This is a genomic window from Arsenicibacter rosenii (assembly GCF_001870735.1).
Taxonomy (GTDB): domain Bacteria; phylum Bacteroidota; class Bacteroidia; order Cytophagales; family Spirosomataceae; genus Arsenicibacter; species Arsenicibacter rosenii.
Genome location: NZ_MORL01000003.1, coordinates 363,735 through 385,260, shown reverse-complemented (window position 1 = coordinate 385,260; position 21,526 = coordinate 363,735). Strand labels below are relative to the sequence as shown.

The window sequence follows — 21,526 nt, the reverse complement described above, 5'->3', positions numbered from 1 at the left end:
GAAAGAGTGAAAGAGCGTTTCAGTATTACTTGCTAAAATGTACAGATAGCCTGATTACTACTCATAATAGCAACTAATAAACGGAAATGTCCTTCACACATTTACCATCACTCGCTATTTGGATTAGATGATAAAAATGCAATCAAAAAAGTGAAAGCGTGAAAGAACGCTGACCAACCCGCTCTTTCACGCTTTCGCTCTTTTACTCTTTAAACTTCGTCCACTTCGTCGTGTCGTCCTGCGACGACGCGATAACGGTGTCGATGAACGCCAGACCCCGCACGCCGTCATATACATCCGGGAAATCATAGACCGGGTCAGGCTGCTGACCGTTCATGTGCGCCTTAACCGCGAAAGCGAAGTTGCGGTACAGGTTCGCAAAGGCCTCGAAGAACCCTTCCGGGTGACCCGACGGCATCCGCCAGTGCGCTTTGGCCGACGCCGACAGATCGCCCACGTTCGGACGGATCAGGCGCTGACCTTCCTGCGTTTTGTATTTCAACGTATTCGGCTCCATTTGGTGCCACTCAAGGCCACCCAGCTCGCCGTACACGTAAATTTTCAGGGAGTTTTCTTCGCCGTTGCTGATCTGACTGGCATGCAGCACGCCTTTGGCTCCGTCCTGGAAGCGCAGCAGCACGTTGCCGTCATCGTCGAGCAGACGGCCCGGTACGAACGTGGTCAGGTCGGCGCAAAGCTCTTCAATCTGTAAGCCTGTGATGTATTCAGCGAGGTTTTCGGCGTGCGTACCGATGTCGCCCATACAGCCGGCGGCACCCGATTTCGAGGGGTCTGTCCGCCAGATCGCCTGCTTGTAGTCGTTGCCTTCTTCGTATTTCGACAGCCAGCCCTGCGGGTATTCCACAACCACCTTCCGGATTTTGCCGAGCTTACCGCTCCGTACCATATCGCGGGCTTCCTTCACCATCGGGTAGCCGGTATAGTTGTGGGTCAGACCGAAGACAAGCCCCGATTTTTCAACGATACCAACCAGTTCTTTGGCCTCGGCCAGATTCAGGGTCATCGGCTTGTCACAGATCACGTGGAAGCCGTTTTCGAGGGCCATTTTTGCCGGCGGAAAGTGCATGTGGTTCGGTGTCACGATGGAGATAAAATCCATGCGTTCGCCCTCCGGCAGCTCCTTCTCGCGAAGAATCATTTCTTCATAGCTGGAGTAGACACGATCTTCGGGCAGGTACAGGGCGTGGCCTGTTGCTTTTGATTTGTCGGGTGACTGGCTAAAGCAGCCGCAAACGAGCTCGATTTCATTGTCGAAGCCCGCTGCCCGGCGGTGAACGGCGCCGATAAAGGCATCAAGACCGCCACCAACCATACCCATACGCAATTTTCTGTGCATAGCGTTAATTATCTGATTGTGATCAGCCCGTTAGACGGGAGTTAAGAAGTTAGTTGGAGACCAAAGTGTAAAATCGGCCGAAAAGGTAGCGATTCCTGCCGATTTTATGACCCGAAAATTAGTTATTTTACTTTTTTTACGGAAATTTTGCACGGTTTGGCCATTAGGTTTAGTAATTTATTCGTGATGGTTTCTTTCTTTTGTTGATCATTTTCCCATTAACCCCTTCAGCTTATTCACATGATTAACCAAACACGTTTGTTCAACGCGAGCTGTTTTGCGCTCATTACAACCGCGTTCTCATTCAGTATCCGGGCGGGTATCCTGCCGCAGCTTGGTACCGACTTCGGACTGTCGGCCGAGCAGTTGGGTTTCATCAACTCAATGTGGTTCCTGGGCTTCCCGATCTCGATGATTGTTGGCGGTATCATTTACCACTCAGTCGGGCCGAAAATTATCATGAACGTGGCGTTTGTTTGCCACACACTCGGTATTTTGTTGACCATTTTTGCCGGAGGGTACTCTACACTGCTTATTTCTACCCTGTTTATCGGTATCGGTAATGGCTGTACAGAAGCAGCCTGTAACCCTATGATTGCTGATATGTATTCCGGCGAGAAAATGAACAAGATGCTGAACCGGTTTCACATGTGGTTCCCTGGTGGTATCGTATTGGGTAGCCTGATCTCACTTTTCATGGGTCCTGAGAACCTGAACCTACCGTGGCAGGCGCAGATCTGGATCATTATGGTTCCGACGATTGTATACGCTTTCCTGTTCTTCGGTCAGACATTCCCAAGCGCCAACGCCGCAACGTCAACCCAGCAACTTACGTCATCGGGCATTGCAAAAGGTGCACTTATACTGGCGGCTGCCTGTTTCATGTTAAAACTGGCGAATGATTTTGACTGGATTTCTCTCTCGGACACGCTCCGTCTGACAACAAACGTCGTAGCGCTGGTATCTGCGCTGGTAGGTGTTTATCTGTATTTTGGCGGCTTGTTCCTGTTTATGTTCTGCTGCATGGCCTTTACTGCCATCTCAGAGTTCGGTCCTCAGCAGTGGGTAGGTCTGATTATGAGCAAGTCGGGCGCACAGCCGTTGATCATCCTTGCGTTAACTACCGGTATTATGGCGGTTGGCCGTTTCTTCGGTGGGCCAATCATTCATAAGCTTGACCAGACAGGCGTATTGCTGGGCGGCTCCGTTTTTGCTACGATCGGTATCTACCTGTTCAGTACACAAACCGGTGCCATGGCGTATGTGGCGGCGATCTTTTTCGCCGTCGGCGTATGTTATTTCTGGCCGACAATGGTTGGTTTCGTTGCTGAGCGTATCCCTGCTTCAGGCGCATTAGGCATGTCGATCATCGGCGGTGTGGGTATGTTCTCGACGTCGATTTTCCAGCCAATCATCGGTGGCTGGATTGATGCCGAACGTGCTGAAAAAGCGACAACCGGTTTAGCGGGTGATGCCCTCGAACTGGCTGCCGGTCAGGCCACGCTGGTAAAAATGACCACATTCCCGATCATCCTGATTGTTGCGTTTACGATCCTGTTCATCTGGATGCGCAACAAAAAAGCAGGTCACGCTGACGAAAAAACACTGGCTAAACAGCCACAGCTGTAAGTCATAAATACTCCGGATCGGGGTTGATTGCCGGTTGCAAACGCAAACGGTGGTCAACCCCGATTGTTATTTGAGCTGTCGGGCGGCTTTCATGAACTCATCCATGGTGCCTTCGATCTGCATCGTCATTTTACTGTCTCTGAACAGGTTATTGCCTTCCCGGTCAATGATTTTGCAGTGAAACAGGACCCGCATCGGCGTATCTTTTTTGTCGAACAGCATTTTTCCGGTCAGGCCCAGCAAGGTGCCGGGTTTCAGGGTGAGGGGCAGCACAACCGGTGTTGTCGATTGTTTTTCGATCAGAATTGAATCGGGCTGGTAGCCTTCCGCAACCTCTTTCCCGTCCACAGAAACTACGTAACGGGTATCGAAAAAGCGGATAGGGAAGGCGTTGCGGTTACCGACCGATACGTTCATCGCCAGTTCCGATTCGTTCAGCCCGACCTTACCGATCTTTACCCGTTCGATCTGCATCGTCGGAATAAAAACGGTGGGCAGCTTTCGGTTGATGGTGTCGGTAAAGGTGCGGTTGCCGAGAATCGGTACATCCAGATCAAAGCGGGTACGGACGGTGTAGACGACACTGTCGATGTTGTTTTCGTAAAGGTATTTCAGCTTGTTTTCCAGTGGTTTCAGCGGCACCTCAACGGGAAGCGTAACGGTCGATGAATCGGAGGGCTCAACGGCAATGGTTTGGGGATAGTCGCCTCGGGAGACCACCGTAGAATCGATCAGAAACTCAAAGTACATGCGCCGGGCCTTAAAGCCAACGGGCAGCGGATTATCGATAAGGAGTTTGCCTTTTACTTTAACCACATCGGCATCAACATCCGTAACTTCCCAGGAACTCAGTTCAAGGCGTGGTTTCAGAGCCGTACCGTATGGTTCTTTATCTGCCTCTTTAACCTGTTGCCGGTACCAGATAAACGCAAGTATACCACCCACCAGCAACAAGCCAATGGCAATGAACCATCCTTTCTTCATAACGTTGTTTGTTATCGTTAAACGGATTTGAGATCACAAAGACGCAGAAAACCAAAGGGGCACAACGTTTTTTCTTTGTGCCCCTTTCCGTCTTACAGCCTTAGTGGCCTCTCATCCGCAACTACATAACTAAAACAACTGGAATATGTCTTTAACGCCGAGCATACGGCGGCTGACGAAACCTTCGCCGTATTTAGCACCGATCATGTGGCCGTATTCCTCGGCCCGGGCCTCCAGAAACTCCCAGAACGCTTTACTGGAAATATAGCTTTCCGGCTCGCCGCTGTTCGGGTCGTAAAACTGGCTTTTGTAGGCGGCCACCGACGCCCGTTTCTGATCCCAGTATGTCGAAATATCAACGACAAAAGTTGGTTTCAGCGACCAGTCCTGAATCATGTTATAGACGTATTTCGGTCGCCATTCGGGCTGTGGCTGCCCATCGCGGCCGGTTGTTTTGATCTGACGCAGGCCGGAGTAAAAACAGGCATCGTATACCAGTTCGGCTGCCCGGCCATGGTCAGGATGACGGTCTTCCAGGGTATTGGTGAGCACGATTTCGGGCTGAAAATGGCGGATAACCGGAATCAGCGCCATTTGGTGCGCTTCGTCGTTACGGAAAAAGCCATCCCGGAATCCCATGTTCTCGCGGGCTGCCAGCCCCAGAATCTCACTGGCCGCAGCGGCTTCCTGTAACCGGATTTCGGGGGTGCCGCGCGTACCTAGTTCACCACGCGTCAGGTCAACAGCTGCCACGGTTTTCCCCTGTTCAATCAGGGAAAGAATGGTGCCGCCGGCGCTCATCTCGGTGTCGTCGGGGTGAGCGGTTATGCAGAGTACATCAACTTTCATGCTACGTAAAGAGTGAAAGACAGAAAGAGCGAAAGAGTGGGGTCGCTTTAAGCAACACGCACACGCTCCGGTAGATAGCTAATTGTTTGCGCTAAAACAACCAGAAAACCATAAACGGGCAAAGGAAGTTCTTTATGTTTGCGGTAAGGATGAACTTATCGCTCACCTTCACTATCATCATGTATAAAGCCCTTGCATTGCAGACAAACTGTCGGACGGTGAACGCAAGTTCGGACCGGGACGACGCAGAGGCCATTATGCTGGCTTCACTTGACCAGATTGAACGACAGCTGTCGGCTAGTATTGACCATATCGGGCGTGATGTCACGCTGGTGGTGATGCCGGAAAACTTCCTGACCGGTACGCCCTTGACCGAGACCTTGGTTGAATGGCGCGACAAAGCGGCCCTCGAAATTGACGGTCGTGTGTATGAAGCCATCAGCGGTATGGTGCAGCGCCTACAGATTTATTTTTCCGGCAACGTATACGAAACTGACCCGCACTTTCCGGATCTGTATTTCAAAACAAGCTTCATCATGGGGCCAAACGGCGACCTCATGCTGCGCTACCGGCAACTGAATTCGGCCTATTCACCGACACCACACGACGTCTGGGCCTATTACCTGGAAGCGTACGGTTATGATTCCATTTTTCCCGTTGTTAAAACCAACATCGGTAACCTGGCCTGTATTTCGGGCGAAGACATGGCTTATCCGGAAGTGGCCCGCTGCCTGACCATGCGTGGAGCAGAGGTACTGTTGCACAGTACGGCCGATATAGCCAGTCCGCAGCTGACATCGCGGCGCGTGGCAAAGCTGGCGCGTGCGGCCGAAAACATGGCTTATGTGGTCTCTGCCAATGCGGCTGGTTCTACCGGCGGCCTGTTGCCGGAACAAACCTACGGGGGCAGTTCTGTGGTGATCGATCCACGCGGGCAGATCCTGGCCGAAGCAGGTGCAGGCGAAAGTCTGGCCGCCCATGCCGACATTGACCTGAACGCCTTACGGATTCAGCGCCAGCGAACGGGGCAGGGCAATCTGCTGGCCCGCCAGCGCTTTGAGCTGTATGCCGAAAGCTATGCCCGCCATTCGGTTTATCCACCCAATACCCTGCTGTCAGAAGTGGCTGAACGCAACCATTTTGTCCGGACACAGCAGGCTTCTATTGACAAATTGAAAAAAGAAGTATTTTGAAAATCAGATTATTGTGCCTCTGGCTGCTGTGCCTTTGGCTGATGGTGCCCGTAAAGGCCCAGCAGATTGATTCGGTATACCGGCTGAAGACCAGTCGTGAGGTAGTGTTATTCGGGGTGGGAGCGGCAAGCGGTATCGCCTCCCTGGTGGCCGGTCAGACGCTGGATCCGTTGACGCCACAGGCTATTCAGGCCTTACAGCGTTCGCAACTGGCGGGTATCAACCGTGGAGCAGCCTACCAATGGTCGCCCACCGCCGACCAGCTAAGCGATCTGACCTTTGTCGGTACGGTCGGTGTGGCGGGGCTGGTGGCCTTACCAACGCTCCGGCAGAAAGGCCGGGCGATCATCCCGGTCATGTTTCTGGAAACGGCCCTGCTCACGAACGGTATTCAGCGAACGGTAAAAAACATAGCTCAGGAAACGCGGCCGTATGTTTACAATCCTGACGTGGCTCTGTCGGTGAAAACGGGTAAAGATGCCCGGCGGTCGTTTTTTTCGGGTCATACGTCCAATGCGTTTGCGGCGGCGGTCTTTGCGTCGACCGTATTCAGCCACCTGCATCCCGACTCACGCCTGAAGCCGTTGGTATGGGGCGGATCGCTGGTGCTGGCGACCGGAACGGGGTTGCTTCGCTATAAGGCGGGTCAGCACTTTCCGGCCGACCTGGTGGTTGGCGCGGCATTCGGGTCAGTGATCGGTTGGGTCGTGCCTAAGCTGCACCAGCGGACCGGCAAACGGCAATTATCAGTAGCGCCGTGGGCAAACGGGCAGGCGAGTGGCGTCTATGTGCGCTACGTGCCGGTTTATCGTTAACTTTGCGGCGCGATGACAAAAATTACCGAACATATCCGTAACGCCAACGGCAAGCCTATTTTTTCGATTGAGGTCATTCCGCCGATTAAGGGGGATAACCTGAAAAATCTGCTGGACAACATAGAACCGTTGATGGAATTTAAGCCGCCGTTTATCGACGTAACCTATCACCGTGAGGAGTATATCGAACGGCCGATGCCCGACGGAACCATCAAACGCATCATCACCCGGAAACGTCCCGGAACGGTCGGTATCTGTTCGGCCATTATGCACCGCTTCACCGTCGATCCGGTGCCGCATGTGTTGTGCGGCGGCTTTACCCGCGACGAAACCGAAGACTTTCTGATTGATCTGCATTACCTTGGCATCGATAATGTGCTGGTCCTGCGTGGTGATCCGGCTAAACCCTTCAACACCTTTAAACCGAAAGACAACGGTTATTCCTACGCCAGTGAACTGGTTGAACAGGTGGTGAACATGAATCACGGATCGTATCTGCACGAAGGCGAAACGGCGCTGGCACCGAGCAATTTCTGTATCGGGGTAGCCGCTTATCCCGAAAAGCACCTCGAAGCCATCGACTTCGAGACCGACATGCAGTACCTCAAACACAAAGTGGAGAAAGGCGCTGACTATATCGTCACACAGATGTTTTTCGATAATCAGAAGTACTTTGACTTTGTCGACAAATGCCGGTCAATGGGCATCACCATTCCGATTATTCCGGGCTTGAAGCCGTTGAGCACACGGAAGCAACTGAGTGTATTACCGCGTATTTTTCACCTCGACCTGCCTGAAGACCTGGTAAAGTCGGTCGAAGCCTGCGAGAGCGATGCGCAGGCCCGCGAAGCCGGGATTGAATGGTGTATCCAGCAATGCCGCGAACTGGTGGCCGGTGGTGCACCGGTGCTGCACTTCTACACCATGGGGAAATCTGATAATATTATGAAAGTGGCAGGTGCCATTTTCTGATCATACACCGGCCTGACGCTCACCGTCAGGCCGTTTTTACGCCTGGCCGGTTACCTGTGCTACCGTTTGCTTCCGGTCAATTTTGCCGGTCGGGGTTTCGGCAAACCGGTCGGCACAAATGATTTGTTTAGGCACATGATAGGGGCCAAGCTGTCCGCGTATGGCCTGCTGCACCGCCTGCCAGACATCATCCGGTACCGGTATTCCTTCTACAACCGCTACCAGTTGCTGGCCCAACCGTTCGTCGGGGATACCGGCCACAAACAGCCGTGGATTCAGCCCGTGTGTTGCCAGTTGCTCCTGGATGATCCGTTCTACTTTTTCGGGCTGAATCTTAACACCCCCGCTGTTGATGATCGAATCGGCGCGACCCATGATGCGGAAGGTACGGTAGGGCGGATCGGTCAGAAACTCAACAACATCATTGGTTTGTACCCGCTCAAAATTGCTGGCAGCAGCCGTAATGTGCAGGCAGTCTCGGTCGTCGGTACCGATCTCTACGCCGGTCAGGGCCGTGAAATAGTCGGTTGCCTGCGGGCCGTTGAGTTGGCGGATGGCAATATGAGAAACGGTTTCGGTCATGCCATACGTAGCGAAGACCGGTGCGGTAATGACTTGCAGGGCCTGTTCCAGCGCCGGTCCCGTTGCCGCCCCACCCACCAGAATGGCTTTCATGCTGTTCAGGATAGCCAGTTGCGTCTCGTCCTGCTGTTCCAGAATTGTCTGTAGTTGTAAGGGTACCAGGGCAGTAAAGGCAAACGGAATGGCCGGATGCAGCCCATTCAGCGGGTTACCCGACGGTTCGAGAATGGTCATCGGCAGGCCAAGTTCCAGTCCGCGCACGAGCATCATTACCCCCGCAATGTACCGGACGTTGAGGCATACCAGGGCGTGATCACCGGCCTGTAGCCCGAAGGTTTGGCCGGTAAGGTGTGCACTTGCCTGCATCTGTGTGCGGGTAAGGCTGATCGGTTTGGGTGTGCCGGTTGAGCCTGAGGTATGCAGCACAAATATATCCTGCCCGCTCAGCCAGGCTTCGCAGAAGCGGATGGCTTCGGCTTCGTAGGCGGTTGCGGGCGCGGGCCATCGGGCCGGATCGGGAGGGAGGAACATACTTTACTAGCTATACACCCGTACTGATCCGGCTGTTTTGTCTGCCAGAACGTTATATTTCGTCAGGGCACGGGTAGCGGGGCTGTTCAGGACTTTGCCCTCCGTGTCAAACGCCGAGCCGTGGTTAGCGCAGTAGAAGCGGTTGCTGGCGCTCTGGAACGTAATCAGTGTCCCCTCATGCGTACAGGCTGACGACACGGCAATCAGCTGATCCGCCTGCGTACGGGCGATAATGACCCCGTTATTATACACATAGCCTCCCTTCTGATTCAGGTTTGCATATTTGTTGTCGTTCAGGCTGATGGTAAAGTCTACCGCACCCGCCGGTGTGGGGTCGGCCCCGTTGCTTTTGGTACAGCCTGCCAGACAGCGTGACAGCATTATGGCTCCGACACTGGTGCCTACCAGCCGGAAAAACTCGTGACGATCCATTGTTGTTGTAGTAGCTTCCATGTGGGTAATGTATTTTTGTAGCAAGATGACTAAACCTGACGCGTTTTGCAAGTCTGTTTTTCAGGAACAGAACAAAGCACCGGTCGGGACTGTTTAGCAGTAACGTATGGAAGAAGCAAAAGTTATAAATCCTATCTCACCGGACAAGGTGACTGATTCGCCGGGCTTGCTTGAGTATGCACATACGGCGGGTAGCGCCGTGATCAAGCCGGAAGATAAGGGCAAAATTAAAGGCCGTGCCGTAACGGCCATGCGCGAACAGACTGACCTTCAGCTGGCTCAGCTTTACAAACAGATGCAGCTTCTGGCCGAGCAGGCAACGGCGATCCGGAACCGGGTAGAGGTATCTGAGCGCATCTACAATGCCCAGATGGGGTTTGAGCCGATTGTAGGCCAAACCTATTACTTTTACCAGCGCAAAAACGGAACCGATGTGTTATCGATGATTGCGCCGAACGAGTGGGGGCGTAAGTTCCCCTTCGAGCGCTGCGTCGCGACTGTCCGCATGATGGCCGACCACACCTGGGACGTATTTTATCACGAAACAGATTATACTAATGAGTGATTGGGTGATTTAGTGAATGAGCGAATTATACCGCTCTCATTCACGACTCACTCGTTCGCTCAATCACAATTCACTCAATATGACGAGCAAATATCCCTGGGAACCGATTAAGGAATACCGCGAGATTAAATTCGAGTTTTTTGAAGGCGTTGCCAAAATCACCATCAACCGCCCGCACAAACGTAATGCATTTACGCCGCTGACGGTCAGGGAGATGTCGGAAGCGATGGAGCTGGCGCGGCAGGACGAGCGCGTGGGCGTGGTGATTCTGACCGGCGAAGGCCCCGATGCCTTCTGTAGCGGCGGCGATCAGTCGGTGCGTGGTCACGGCGGTTATATCGGCGAAGATCAGGTGCCCCGCCTGAACGTACTGGACCTGCAGATGCAGATCCGCCGGATTCCGAAGCCGGTGATTGCCATGGTGGCGGGTTATGCCATCGGTGGCGGTCACGTACTGCACGTGGTATGCGACATCTCCATTGCAGCCGAAAATGCACGTTTTGGGCAGACCGGCCCGAAAGTGGGCAGCTTCGACGGTGGTTTCGGTGCGTCGTATCTGGCACGGGTGGTTGGTCAGAAGAAAGCCCGCGAAATCTGGTATCTGTGCGATCAGTACAATGCGCAGGAAGCGCTGGATATGGGGCTGGTCAACAAGGTAGTACCGCTCGATCAGCTGGAAGACGTGACGCTGGACTGGTGCCGGAAGATGCTGGAAAAGAGCCCGATTGCGCTCCGGATGCTGAAAGCTGCTTTCAACGCCGAGCTTGACGGACAGGCTGGTATTCAGCAGCTGGCCGGTGATGCGACCTTGCTGTACTACCTGTCGGAGGAAGCGAAAGAAGGTAAAAACGCATTCCTGGAGAAGCGGAAACCGGACTTCAGCAAATTCCCGAAATTCCCCTAGGGCTATGATTTGAATGATTGAATGACTGACTATGATTACTGACTATGATTTTTTTGATTACGCTGATAGACTATGAATTTTAAAGAGATTAAAAAAGGCTTTCAAAAATCATGTTCATCTGCGAAATCACTTTAATCACAGTCAATAATCATAGTCAGTCATTCAATCATGATAATCACAGTACTAGACCGTCAGTTTTTTCATGTACTCAGCGTCGTTTTTGAGGCTGATCATTGACGACTCAGGATATTCTTCCTGCTCCACCAGATAGTGCTTAATGTTGGTGAAGTCTTTTGCGTAGGCCAGAATCGCCTTGTAATTCACCTGGCCTTTGCCCAGATCGCTCTGGGTGATCTTGTTCCCCGTCCGGTTATAATCTTTAATGTGGCATAGTTCGTAGCGCTTACCATACTTCCGCAGGTGCGCAATCGGGTCCTGACCGGCGGCATCAATCCAGCACATATCCAGCTCAAACATCACGTTTTTAGGATTTGTGTTTTCCAGCAGATACTCCTGTGGCAGCTGACCGTCAAGCGTTTTGAACGAATAGTCGTGGTTGTGGTAGCCAAACTTCAGGCCTGCTTTTGTCACCTGCTCGCCGACCGTATTGAATTTTTCGGCAATGCGTTTCCAGTCATCCATTGACTTCTGCGGCCCGATATACGGGCACAACAGGTACGACAGACCGGCTTCCTTCGCATCGGCAATGCTCTTGTCGAGGTCTTTGTTCATGTCGAAGTGTGTACTGACCATTTTCACGCCCAAGCCGTCCAGAAACGACCGGATTTCTTTCGGCGACATACCCCACAGGAACCCCTGCGGGCCGCCGTAGCTTTCAAATTTCTTGTAGCCCATCTGTGCCAGTTGGGTCATGATGCCCTTAGGGTCTTTCGGCAACACGTCCCGCACACTGTATAACTGAAGGCCAAAATCGTTAAAGGTACCACCCAGTGATGTGGTGTGGGTAAGGGTAACGGCACCGGCGGTAAACAAACCGGCCCGAACAAGAAAATCGCGTCGATTAATCTGCATAAAGCGTTGTAAAGGTTAATGTATTCACTGCAAAGAACGGAACAATCTCCGGTTTATGAGCACTTCCGGCTAATTTTGCCTGCGCTTCAGACCCCAATATGTGTGTGTGGGCCGGCAGATTTATCCCGTATCTCAACGCCGATATTCGGCTGGTAGTATAGTGATCTGGTAATGTGTCGTTAACTTTGCGTTCTTTTTGGAAAAACGCGTAATGCAGCAGGCAAAAATATATTTACAAAAGGGCCGCGACGAAGCGGTCCGGCGGTTTCATCCCTGGGTGTTTTCGGGAGCAATCGGTCGCTACGACGGCGATCTGGCCGATGGTATCTGTGTAGAAGTACTCGACCGCCACGGCAACTACATCGGCATGGGCCATTACCACGATGGCAGCATCGCTGTCCGGTTGTTTTCGTTTGGCAGCATCGACGGCGGACGCATCGTGCCTGACGTTGATTACTGGACCGGGAAGCTGAGCCGGATTCTGGAGGTACGGCGGGGGATTTTTGCACCGGGCTCGGCCATGGGCGATACCAACTGTTTCCGGCTTGTTCACGGCGAAGGCGATGGCTGTTCGGGCCTGGTAATCGACATGTACAACGGAGTGGCCGTGTTTCAGGCGCACTCGATTGGTATGCACCGCGACCGCGATGTGATTGTCGAAGCGTTGCAACGGGTGTTTGGTACGGAGCTGAAAGCGATTTATGATAAAAGCGCTGAGACCTTGCCCGATAAGTACGGACAGACGGTGCAGAACGGCTTTTTGTTTGGCCACTGCGACACGCCGCATGCCGTGCAGGAAAACGGTCACACGTTCCTGATTGACTGGGTGACGGGCCAGAAAACCGGCTTTTTCCTTGATCAGCGCGACAACCGCGCGTTGCTGGCACGGTATGCGTCAGGTAAACAGGTGCTGAATGCGTTCTGCTATTCAGGCGGTTTTTCGGTGTATGCCCTGAAAGCCGGTGCGGCGCAGGTGCATTCGGTCGATGTATCGCAGAAAGCGATTGACCTGACCAACCGCAACGTGGCGGCCAATTTCGGAGAGATTACGACACACGAGGCCTATGCAGAAGACGTGATGAAGTACCTCAAAGCCCATAACCAGCAATACGATGTGGTTGTGCTTGACCCGCCCGCCTACGCCAAAAGCCTGTCGGCGAAGCATCGGGCGGTGCAGGGCTACAAACGCTTAAATGCCGAAGGGCTGAAGCGTGTGGCGAAGGGTGGTATCCTGTTTACATTCTCCTGTTCGCAGGTGGTCGACCGCGGGTTGTTTTATAACACGGTTGTGGCAGCGGCGATTGAGGCCGGTCGGCAGGTGCGCGTACTGCACCATCTGAGTCAGCCCGCCGATCATCCTGTCAGCCTGTTTCATCCGGAAGGCGGTTATCTGAAAGGGCTTGTGCTCTGGGTAGAATAGAACCCATAAGTTATCAAATGCAAAGCCCCCGTTATCGAGAGACAGCGGGGGCTTTCTGGTTGGGTTGATCAGCACTTATTCGAGGTCAATCGGTGCCAGGTAGGGGAGGTATTGTTCGAGCCGTTCGTCGTTGGCCCGGAATGCCGTTGCCTGTAGCATATGGTTGGTATAACCGTCGTAGCGCAGTTCTACAAAGAAATCGTTAAGGCTGTAGAGCAGGAAAATATCCCGGTCACCGTAGCGGTTGGCCAGCAGGCTACCCTTATAATACAGCATATCAAGCTGTTGCTGGGCGGGGAGGTTAACGAAGTAGATTGGTTGCATATCGGCTGTGTCCGTTGGGGAATTACAAAGTACGCAAAAAGCACGGCCCGTGTAAAGAAAAACCGCACAGAAAATTAGTGATGGTACGCCATTGGTGATTTCCTGTGCGGTTGGGGGGATTTTTAATCACAGATGGGCAACGTCTCCTTCTGACAGCCCTGTAAGATCGGCGATGGTCTTATTATCAAAACCTTTGTGTTTCATTTTCAGGGCAATTTCCTCTTTACTTTCTTTTTCTCCCAGCGCGCGTCCTTCTATACGGGCCGTATCCAGAAGACTGACTTCCAGACGACGGTTTTCCATTTGGCGGTAATAGTCAGCACGATCAGCATCAGTAAGGGCTTGTACACGCAAAAATGCGTCAACTTCCTTAAGCCCGCGGGCACTTGCCCCCTGCGGTATCTCATTATTTTTCAGGTAATAAATCCATTCGTCCAGTGAGTCATGGGCTTTATTATTGAAGTTGTTGATTTTAAGTACATAGTATTCCGGAAACAGCCGGAACAACGCATCTTTTTCAAATAGCTCCTTTTGTCTGTCAGACAAACTCAGCGTGTCACCGTTGTGAAGACCGATGAATTCGGTTTTGCCATGATAAACATAATCCTGCCCTTGTCCGAGGTCAAAATAAACGATATTGACGGAATAGACTTTTTTGATATTACGGTAAGGTTCACCTACAGATAAATGTTCAATCGTGGCTTTTGACACACCATATAACATCCGCTGGAAATAATCGACCTGGCGGCTATTCTGTACTTCGATGATGATCAACTCTTGCCGGGCATTTAATGCCAGAATGTCAACCCTGTTAAATTTATCATCACCAGTATCCTGATTCGATTCACTCTCGAGGATTTGCTCGATTTTAATATCATCGCGCAGCAGTTCGGAAAGAAAGCCCTCCAGAATGGCATGGTTTGATTTTTGCCGGAGCAGCCGTTTCATCGCCCAGTCAAAGCGGATCAGCAGATTTTGCGTAGACATACGTTTGCGCGTTTTGGTCAAAGTTACGCTTTTGACAGCTATTGTCCGGAAAGTTACGTCTTTCCTCTGCAAAGATACCCCCACAAAAAAACGCCTCCGGCCCGCAACAGGCCGGAGGCGTTTGATAAGCGTTATCTTACTGATTGCGGCGGGTTACGCGGCTGGCGCCCGAGGTTTCGGTGTCCAGATTCGTAACCGTACCCAGCTCAGCATGGCTGGCCCCGTTGGCGTCGATGTTGGCGCGGTTGATTGTCATGTCAGTCGCGTCGAGGCGGCAGGCGCCGCTCAGATCAGCGTCCAGACTTTCAGCACGGCCGCGCAGCGTAGCTTTTGACGCACCGGTCAGATTCAGTTTGAGGGCATTTACATCGGCATCGGCTACAACGCGGCTGGCACCGGTCAGGTCGATGTCGAGATCATTCAGGCGGCCGAAACCGGTCAGGCTGGCCCGTGAGGCACCGGTGAGTTTCATGCCTTTTACGGTCGGCATCGTGATCGTCAGGCCAACCGCCCGGGCGTTGTTCCAGTTAAAGAGCTTGCCGCGTTTCATCGATACCTTCAATACCCCGCCTTCGGTTTCCACCCGCAGGTCGTCCATGTCTTTTTCGCGGCCGTCGGCAATGATCTTAAACGAATCTCCTTTTTGCAGACGGATCACAAAAGCGCCGGAAGCATCAATGTCGGTAAAGTTGCGGGCATCAAACTGACGGCTATGATCGCCCTGACGGTCGAAATCGTCGCCTAATTCACTGTCGATCGCATTCTGAACGTCATCGGCTACGTCGCCCAAATCGTCGTTATCGTCGTTGTCATAATTGTCGTTGCGTTCGCGCGGGAAGTTGATACACACCAGCCCATCGGCTTTGGTAAACTTCCAGAGGCTTTCCGACATGCGTTCCAGTTCCTTGTTGCCAAACTCGTTACGGATGAAATAAGCAAAGTCCTTGGTCATCCGGAAGGGTTTTTCATACGGAATGTAGAGCTCCATGTGTAGTTCCTGATCGCGGAACGGGGCATTGGCTGTCAGCTCAATATCATCGTCGAAGCGAAGTACGGAGTCCCGCTGTACGTAATTGTAGCGGATCGTCCGGGCGTTGGCTTCGGCATCGGCGCGGCTACGGCCGTGTGCCTCAAAGCGCTGTATTAATTTATACTGTGTTCCGTCGTAGCCCATCAGCTCGATGTTCGGGCGCTGGTCATAATCCGAATCAACATCGTTGATATCGAACGTAGGGACGGCTACCGGAATGTTCAGCAGTTTCTCTTCTTCAACCGTAGCTTCCCGGCGGAAGTTGGCCACCAGCGGCGTAACGGTAGCCGATGTAACAACCAGGGCCAGAATCCAGATGCCCAGCAGGGTAAGCGCTGCACGTGCGCTGATCAGGCTCCGTTTGGCAATCAGCATCAGGCCGACAATACCGAGGGCCAGACACGGCAGGATAGCCGCCACCAGCGCCGCCAGTACCATTGGCGTACCGATGTCCTGACGGAACAGCCGGAGCGGGAATTCCAGATCACCCAGATCACCGCCCATGTTGGCCCCCAGAGCCACACCGGCAGCGGCCAGACACGCAATCATGGTAGCAAACGAAATGATCAGCATAATGACTCCGACAAATACCCGCACGACTGCCACCAGACCGTTCAGAAAGGGACCGAAAGCCCGGGCCAGACCCGTCAGCACTACCGCAATCGCCCGGAAGGGAAACAGCAGCAGCTTCGTTACCGGATTTTCTTCGGCCGTTTCGCTGATATTCAGGCTGCGTTTTACGTTACTTTCAATGTTTGAAAGCGTAATCGGCTGGCCTTTCATTTCCATTTTTTCGGTCAGCGTATTGGCTTCCGGAGAAATGATCCAGAGAACAATGTACGCCAGAAACCCGACCCCGAACAAGACAATACCAAGTACAAACAGGAGCCGGACAACGCCGGTGTCAATACCGAAATAGGCTGAAATACCGGAAGCAATACCGCCCAGTACTTTATCGTCAGGGTTGCGGTAAAACTTCTTCACCGACTTATCTTCCTCAAGCGTTTCAGAGCCGGGAAAAGCAACCCACATCGCGATGTAGGCAATAATCGTAAAGCCGGCCAGGCTGCCGAAGAATTCACCGCCGCCATGCGGGCCAAATACCGGTGGCAGACCCACAACCAGAATGACCATCACCAGCCGTACCCATACCGGGTCGATGTTGAAATAGTGGGCCAGACCGGAGGCTACACCACCCAGCGTTTTCCGGCGCAGATCGCGGAAAATCCGGCGCGGGCCCTGTGGCGGAGGCGTTGTGCCCGGTGCGTTAGGCGTAGGGTTAGGAGGCGTAGTGCCCGGTGCGCTCTGCCCTGTGCTCTGTGCATACTGCGCTTTGCTCTCGGCTCCCTGCTCTTTGCCCAGAAATACTTCTTCTTCTTCAACGGCTTCAAAATCAGCGACGGTACCCATGGCTTTGATGAGTTCGTTCACGTCGTCCAGCGTAATCGCCGAACGTGGCCCGGCCTGCCGCGCTTCTGTATGTTTGTCGCCTTTGAGTTTGGCTAATAGTTTTTCGGCGATCCGATTTTCAATATCGGTCACAATTTCCTGACTGTCTTCGTAACCGGAAAAGTACTGCTGAATCGACGCCAGGTAGTTTTTAAGTTTGTCGTAACCGTCTTCTTCAATGTGAAAGATGACGCCACTAATGTTTATCGAAATGGTCTTTTTCATGACTCTACGTTCGTTTTCAGGCGTTTAGGTTAGTTGAGGGAAGCCGGTTCGTCAGGAGATAAAGGCTGATCCTGATCGGATGGAGAAGTGCTTTCTGCAACGTCAGCATGCCCGTTGGTGGCCGATTTGTGTTGATCCGTCTTGTCGATAATGGCATGTACTGAGGCCGATAGTTCGAGCCACGTAGCATTGAGCGCCTCCAGCGACGTGCGGCCAAGTTCGGTCAGGACGTAGTATTTACGAGGTGGCCCGGAAGTAGATTCCACCCATTTATAATCAAGCAACCCGGCATTTTTGAGTCGGGTCAGGAGCGGGTAGAGCGTGCCTTCCACGACCATGATCCGGGCTGACGTTAGTTCGTCCAGCATGTCGGAGGCATACACCTCGCCCCGTGAGATAATGTGCAGAATGCAGAATTCCAGGATTCCTTTCCGCATTTGCACCTGTGCGTTCTCTATGTTCATATGCTTACGGGGATTAAAAATTTAGTGAATGTGTGATTGAGTGAATTGTGATTGATTTGCGCGTACATTTCACACAATCGCTCAATCACACAATCGCAATTGGTTCAAAGTTATCTGTTGTTTACTGGGTCAAAGGTAGTATAAGGTACTTTGCAATGCAAGGTACTTTGGTGAAAAAGATGACCGACATTGGATGACCGGTCATAATGTGGGTTGAGTGGCTTGAAATCCGGATGATTATTTTCAGCCCGGATCAGGGTTTAACGTCATCACCGCCTTTAAGAACTAACCTGATTTTTTTCAGGGAGTTAATGGTCTGTAACGGGTTGCCTTCAACGGCTACCAGATCGGCCAGCAGACCGGTTTTGATGCGGCCCCGGTCGGTCAGGTGAAAGACATCGGCGTTGGTCGAGGTCACGGATTTTAGTACCTCAAGGGGTTTCATACCGTAATCGACCATCATCTCCAGTTCACGGGCATTATCACCGTGGGTAAACACCCCGACATCGCCGCCGGCGCAAATAGTTACCCCTGCGTCGAGGGCTTGTTTAAACGTCGCCCGTTTTTGTTTGATGCGCTCCGGCTCCGGATCGACGCCTTTTTTCCAGCCCCTGTACTGCGTAATGGCATCACCGGCGGCCAGGGTAGGGCAGAGTGCCGTGCCGTGCTGCTTCATCAGCGCGAAAATTTCGGGTGTTCCGGCGTCGCCGTGCTCCAGGGTTTCGCAACCGGCCAGAATGGCACGTCGCATGCCCTCGGCTGTACCGGCATGGGCTACTACGCCCCGTCCGCTGCTTTTGGCAATCTCCACAATCAGTTTGAGCTCGTCGAGCGTGTACGTAGGCCGTGCGTCGGCCATCAACCCCCAGCGGTAGTCGGCGTAGACCTTTATCACATCCGCTCCCTTGCCAATCTGCCGCCGTACCGCCTGAATAAGCGCATCGTGGCCGTCGGCCTCCTCGGCACCCTGCGGCACGGTGATGTCGGGACTAAAACCTTTTGGCGCATAACTGCCGGTCGCAATCAGGGCGCGGGTAGCCACAACCATCCGTGGTCCGGGAATGACTCCTTTGTTAATGGCTTGTTTGAGGCCCACATCATCGTAGTCGGCCCCTTCGGTACCCAGATCACGGACGGTCGTGAAGCCGGCGAGCAGGGTGTTTCGGGCGTGTACGGTGGCGCGGGCAACCCGTTCGCTGCGGGCTTCGCGGAGAACCTGATCGTCCCAGGCAACTTCATTATAGGGGTGTAAAAGTAAATGCGAATGCCCTTCGATCATGCCGGGCAGCAGGGTGGTGCCTTTCAGGTCAATAAACCGGGCGTCCCCGGCTTTTAGTGAACCGGCCTGTCCGACGGCCTCTATCCGGTTGCCGCGTACCAACACGTCCCACGCTTCATGCATGACTTCCCCGTCGAAAACGCGGTCGGGACGGAGTAACAGGGCAGGTTGCGCACATAGTGACCCAAGGGTCAGCCAACAGATCAGGTAAGTGAGAAGTGTTTTCATATAAGGTTTTAGTACGCTCAAAAATACACGTTTTGAGCAAACGTGCCGGTTAAATCAGCTTTTCGACCTCTTTACGATAGGCGCGGCCGATGGGGATCTGTAGGTCGGGTAGCTCGATCTGTCCGTTCCGTAATGACTGAATACGGGATTTGGGCATCAGAAAGGATTTGTGGACACGAATAAACAGCCCTTGTGGCAGGGTCGCCTCCATGGTTTTGAGCGATCCCTGGGCAATATGCCGGCCGGTTGGGGTATGGACCAGCGAATAATCCTTTAATCCCTGAATAAACAGAATGTCGGCAAGCGCAATCTGAATCCGGCGGGTACCCGATTTAATCCAGATATGGTCCGGCGTCTCTACGGGAACCGGTTGTGTGATTGTTTCGGATACGGGCTGTGTCGCTGCCGGTTGCGTAAGTCGGTCGAGGGCCAGCTTGAGGAGCAGCATGATCACCAGATACCAGCCGGTGGCAATTACATTAAACGGCAGATTAACCAGCAGATTCTGATGGTACTCGTCGCCGATCACAAACCCGTAGAGATACATATCGTAGAGGCCCTGAGCCAGTAAGGTGATGCCTGCCGACACGGCCAGTGCCAATCCATAAAGCAGGAAGCGCCCTGGCTGCCAGAATCGTGGGATAAGTACGTAGAGGTGCCAGTAGGCAAGGGCCATCAACAACCCCACCCGGAACAAAATGCACGGGATCACCTGACCAAGGGCCAGCTTCTGGAACAGGTACTTCCGGTCGTAGGTGAAAACGATCGTAACCAATACCCAAAAGGCAACCTGCCAGTAGAAACGGGATGTCAGCAAGCGGTTGAGCATAGCAGCGATGGGGGTTGAGTGGCTACGAAGATACAACGATTCTGCCTTACCTGCCAGCCTTGCATGCGCCTGAGCACCAGTTGTTTTTCGACCAACGACAGAAAAAGCCGACCAACGGTAGTCCGGCGCTTGTCGTGTATTCGGGTGGTTGGTCGAGTAAAGTTGCGGCTTGTTTGCCCGGCGGTTTGGTTTGTGTCAGAAACCATTCGGGGATGCATGCTCCGTAACCGGATGACAAAACCAAAAAAAAACTTTTTCCGATGAAAACAACCTCCTTTTTGCTCATGATTCTGGCCATCACCGCCTTCTCCTCACGGATGGCGATGCCGCCCGATGAGCCGCCAACCTGCACCGATTGCTTGTTTGACAAACTGCCGGGCCACCTGTCTCACCGGCTGACGATTGCTCCCGATACTGTTCGCGGACAGCGGATACGGATTACCGGGACCGTTTACCTGTCAGACGGCGTGACGCCCGCCGCCGGGGTATTGCTGTATGCCTATCATACCAATGCGGCCGGGAAGTATCCGAAACGGGGTAACGAAGAGAAACGGTCGTATGCATGGTGGCATGGCTATCTGCGCGGCTGGCTCCGGACCGATGCCAAGGGACGCTACGAAATCAATACGATCAAACCCGGCATGTATCCCACCCGTGATGCCCCGGCGCATATTCATGCGGTCGTGAAGGCACCCATGCAGACAAGCGCCTACTGGATCAGTGACTTTGTGTTTCAGGGCGATCCGCAACTGACAGACACGTATTGGTACCGGCTGGAGCAGCGTGAGGGGCTGGTGCGTTATAAGGGCGTGGCGTTGGCAAGAGAGAATGATGGGGTTTGGGAAGGCCACCGCGATCTGGTGCTGCATGCCGGATATGACCGTGATAACCGTTCCTCGGGGCTGGTTGTCGGAGAGGAGTGCCCGGCGTTTGATCCGGTTCATGTGTGGGGACCGGATCAGGGAACCAAAACCTGCCCGATGTGTAAATACGGCCACCGGACAGCCGGTGTAATGGCGTGGCTCTCGGATAACGACTGGGACAATGCGGCGCAGCTGGCCGTGTTTCTGGAAAAGCAGATACAACGCCGTGGTGCCGATCGGTTCAAGGCGTTTCTGATCTATACCAATCCCCGAAAACGTCCCCTGCCCGAAGTAAAGCAGCAACTGGCCGCCTTCTCAAAGCGGTACGGCTTACGGGAGTTGTCGGTGGTCTATGTACCGTCGCTGACGGATAAACCGACGAGCTATCTGTATCAGATCAATCCGAATGCCCGGAATACCATTCTGATCTACAACAAGCGGCGTGTGGCCGATAAGTTTGTTAACCTGTCGGCCACGTCGGGAGGTACCTATGCCGGTCTTGACAAGGTCCTTGCCTCGATCAACCGTGTGGCGGGGCCACCGGCGCGGTAAAGCAGTAGCC

The 21,526-nt window shown here is 53.2% G+C and carries 21 protein-coding genes; 9 read left to right on the top strand and 12 right to left on the bottom strand.

Going from position 1 to position 21,526, the window contains the following annotated elements:
• Positions 1-202: 202 nt before the first annotated feature.
• Complete coding sequence (locus BLX24_RS08470) at positions 203-1,339, bottom strand: Gfo/Idh/MocA family protein (protein ID WP_071502672.1); 1,137 nt, start codon at positions 1,337-1,339, stop codon at positions 203-205.
• A 258-nt stretch (positions 1,340-1,597) separates the two neighbouring features.
• Here BLX24_RS08470 and BLX24_RS31625 point away from each other — a divergent pair, with 258 nt between their 5' ends.
• Positions 1,598-2,986: an MFS transporter gene (locus tag BLX24_RS31625; RefSeq protein ID WP_083421862.1), complete on the top strand. Its 1,389-nt coding sequence runs from the start codon at positions 1,598-1,600 to the stop codon at positions 2,984-2,986.
• A 66-nt stretch (positions 2,987-3,052) separates the two neighbouring features.
• Here the strand turns inward: BLX24_RS31625 and BLX24_RS08455 are convergent, their stop codons facing one another.
• Both BLX24_RS08455 and bshB1 read right to left on the bottom strand, forming a co-directional pair.
• On the bottom strand, positions 3,053-3,970 hold the full coding sequence (locus BLX24_RS08455; protein WP_071502671.1) for an LEA type 2 family protein: 918 nt from the start codon (positions 3,968-3,970) through the stop codon (positions 3,053-3,055).
• 129 nt (positions 3,971-4,099) lie between these two features.
• The gene (gene bshB1 / locus BLX24_RS08450; protein WP_071502670.1) at positions 4,100-4,819 is read right to left on the bottom strand and encodes a bacillithiol biosynthesis deacetylase BshB1; all 720 of its coding nucleotides are present in this window, start codon (positions 4,817-4,819) and stop codon (positions 4,100-4,102) included.
• Positions 4,820-5,037: 218 nt separating this feature from the next.
• Between bshB1 and BLX24_RS08445 the strand changes: the two genes are divergently transcribed.
• Genes BLX24_RS08445 through metF form a run of 3 tightly spaced genes read left to right on the top strand, consistent with a single transcriptional unit; the run spans position 5,038 to position 7,799 of the window.
• A complete protein-coding gene (locus BLX24_RS08445) occupies positions 5,038-6,012 on the top strand; it encodes a nitrilase-related carbon-nitrogen hydrolase (RefSeq protein ID WP_310590775.1) in 975 nt (324 codons plus the stop codon).
• On the top strand, positions 6,009-6,827 hold the full coding sequence (locus BLX24_RS08440) for a phosphatase PAP2 family protein (protein WP_229201736.1): 819 nt from the start codon (positions 6,009-6,011) through the stop codon (positions 6,825-6,827). The genes BLX24_RS08445 and BLX24_RS08440 overlap by 4 nt, the downstream gene beginning before the upstream one ends.
• Positions 6,828-6,839: 12 nt before the next feature.
• Positions 6,840-7,799 carry a methylenetetrahydrofolate reductase [NAD(P)H] gene (metF, locus tag BLX24_RS08435; RefSeq protein WP_071502669.1) on the top strand — a complete coding sequence of 320 codons (960 nt, stop codon included), beginning with the start codon at positions 6,840-6,842 and terminating at the stop codon, positions 7,797-7,799.
• A 36-nt stretch (positions 7,800-7,835) separates the two neighbouring features.
• Here metF and BLX24_RS08430 read toward each other — a convergent pair whose 3' ends face one another.
• Positions 7,836-8,912 carry an AMP-binding protein gene (locus tag BLX24_RS08430; RefSeq protein ID WP_071502668.1) on the bottom strand — a complete coding sequence of 359 codons (1,077 nt, stop codon included), beginning with the start codon at positions 8,910-8,912 and terminating at the stop codon, positions 7,836-7,838.
• A 6-nt stretch (positions 8,913-8,918) separates the two neighbouring features.
• Positions 8,919-9,365 (bottom strand): QcrA and Rieske domain-containing protein, encoded by a 447-nt coding sequence (locus tag BLX24_RS08425; protein ID WP_071502667.1) that lies wholly within the window; start codon positions 9,363-9,365, stop codon positions 8,919-8,921.
• A gap of 106 nt (positions 9,366-9,471) precedes the next feature.
• Between BLX24_RS08425 and BLX24_RS08420 the strand changes: the two genes are divergently transcribed.
• Entirely contained in the window at positions 9,472-9,930 is a 459-nt protein-coding gene (locus BLX24_RS08420) for a DUF2452 domain-containing protein (RefSeq protein WP_071502666.1), read from the top strand.
• A gap of 79 nt (positions 9,931-10,009) precedes the next feature.
• Entirely contained in the window at positions 10,010-10,834 is an 825-nt protein-coding gene (menB, locus tag BLX24_RS08415; protein WP_071502665.1) for a 1,4-dihydroxy-2-naphthoyl-CoA synthase, read from the top strand.
• A 183-nt stretch (positions 10,835-11,017) separates the two neighbouring features.
• Here menB and BLX24_RS08410 read toward each other — a convergent pair whose 3' ends face one another.
• Positions 11,018-11,860, bottom strand: coding sequence for a sugar phosphate isomerase/epimerase family protein (locus BLX24_RS08410; protein ID WP_071502799.1), 843 nt, complete (start codon positions 11,858-11,860; stop codon positions 11,018-11,020).
• A 217-nt stretch (positions 11,861-12,077) separates the two neighbouring features.
• Here BLX24_RS08410 and BLX24_RS08405 point away from each other — a divergent pair, with 217 nt between their 5' ends.
• A complete protein-coding gene (locus tag BLX24_RS08405; protein ID WP_071502664.1) occupies positions 12,078-13,286 on the top strand; it encodes a class I SAM-dependent rRNA methyltransferase in 1,209 nt (402 codons plus the stop codon).
• A gap of 75 nt (positions 13,287-13,361) precedes the next feature.
• Here the strand turns inward: BLX24_RS08405 and BLX24_RS08400 are convergent, their stop codons facing one another.
• The 6 genes from BLX24_RS08400 to BLX24_RS08375 all read right to left on the bottom strand — a co-directional run bounded on the left by BLX24_RS08400 (position 13,362) and on the right by BLX24_RS08375 (position 20,101).
• Entirely contained in the window at positions 13,362-13,610 is a 249-nt protein-coding gene (locus tag BLX24_RS08400; protein ID WP_071502663.1) for a hypothetical protein, read from the bottom strand.
• Positions 13,611-13,736: 126 nt separating this feature from the next.
• A complete protein-coding gene (locus BLX24_RS08395; RefSeq protein ID WP_071502662.1) occupies positions 13,737-14,597 on the bottom strand; it encodes an Rpn family recombination-promoting nuclease/putative transposase in 861 nt (286 codons plus the stop codon).
• Positions 14,598-14,733: 136 nt separating this feature from the next.
• The gene (locus BLX24_RS08390; RefSeq protein WP_071502661.1) at positions 14,734-17,301 is read right to left on the bottom strand and encodes a PspC domain-containing protein; all 2,568 of its coding nucleotides are present in this window, start codon (positions 17,299-17,301) and stop codon (positions 14,734-14,736) included.
• 29 nt (positions 17,302-17,330) lie between these two features.
• Positions 17,331-17,765 carry a PadR family transcriptional regulator gene (locus BLX24_RS08385; protein ID WP_071502660.1) on the bottom strand — a complete coding sequence of 145 codons (435 nt, stop codon included), beginning with the start codon at positions 17,763-17,765 and terminating at the stop codon, positions 17,331-17,333.
• Between the two features lie 253 nt (positions 17,766-18,018).
• A complete protein-coding gene (locus BLX24_RS08380) occupies positions 18,019-19,272 on the bottom strand; it encodes a metal-dependent hydrolase family protein (protein WP_071502659.1) in 1,254 nt (417 codons plus the stop codon).
• A gap of 49 nt (positions 19,273-19,321) precedes the next feature.
• Positions 19,322-20,101: a LytR/AlgR family response regulator transcription factor gene (locus BLX24_RS08375; RefSeq protein WP_071502658.1), complete on the bottom strand. Its 780-nt coding sequence runs from the start codon at positions 20,099-20,101 to the stop codon at positions 19,322-19,324.
• Positions 20,102-20,115: 14 nt separating this feature from the next.
• On the opposite strand from BLX24_RS08375, the gene BLX24_RS32095 reads away from it, so the two are divergent.
• Together BLX24_RS32095 and BLX24_RS08370 are read left to right on the top strand one after the other, a co-directional pair.
• The gene (locus BLX24_RS32095; protein WP_143092610.1) at positions 20,116-20,328 is read left to right on the top strand and encodes a hypothetical protein; all 213 of its coding nucleotides are present in this window, start codon (positions 20,116-20,118) and stop codon (positions 20,326-20,328) included.
• Positions 20,329-20,361: 33 nt separating this feature from the next.
• Positions 20,362-21,516 (top strand): dioxygenase family protein, encoded by a 1,155-nt coding sequence (locus BLX24_RS08370; RefSeq protein WP_071502657.1) that lies wholly within the window; start codon positions 20,362-20,364, stop codon positions 21,514-21,516.
• Positions 21,517-21,526 lie beyond the last annotated feature (10 nt).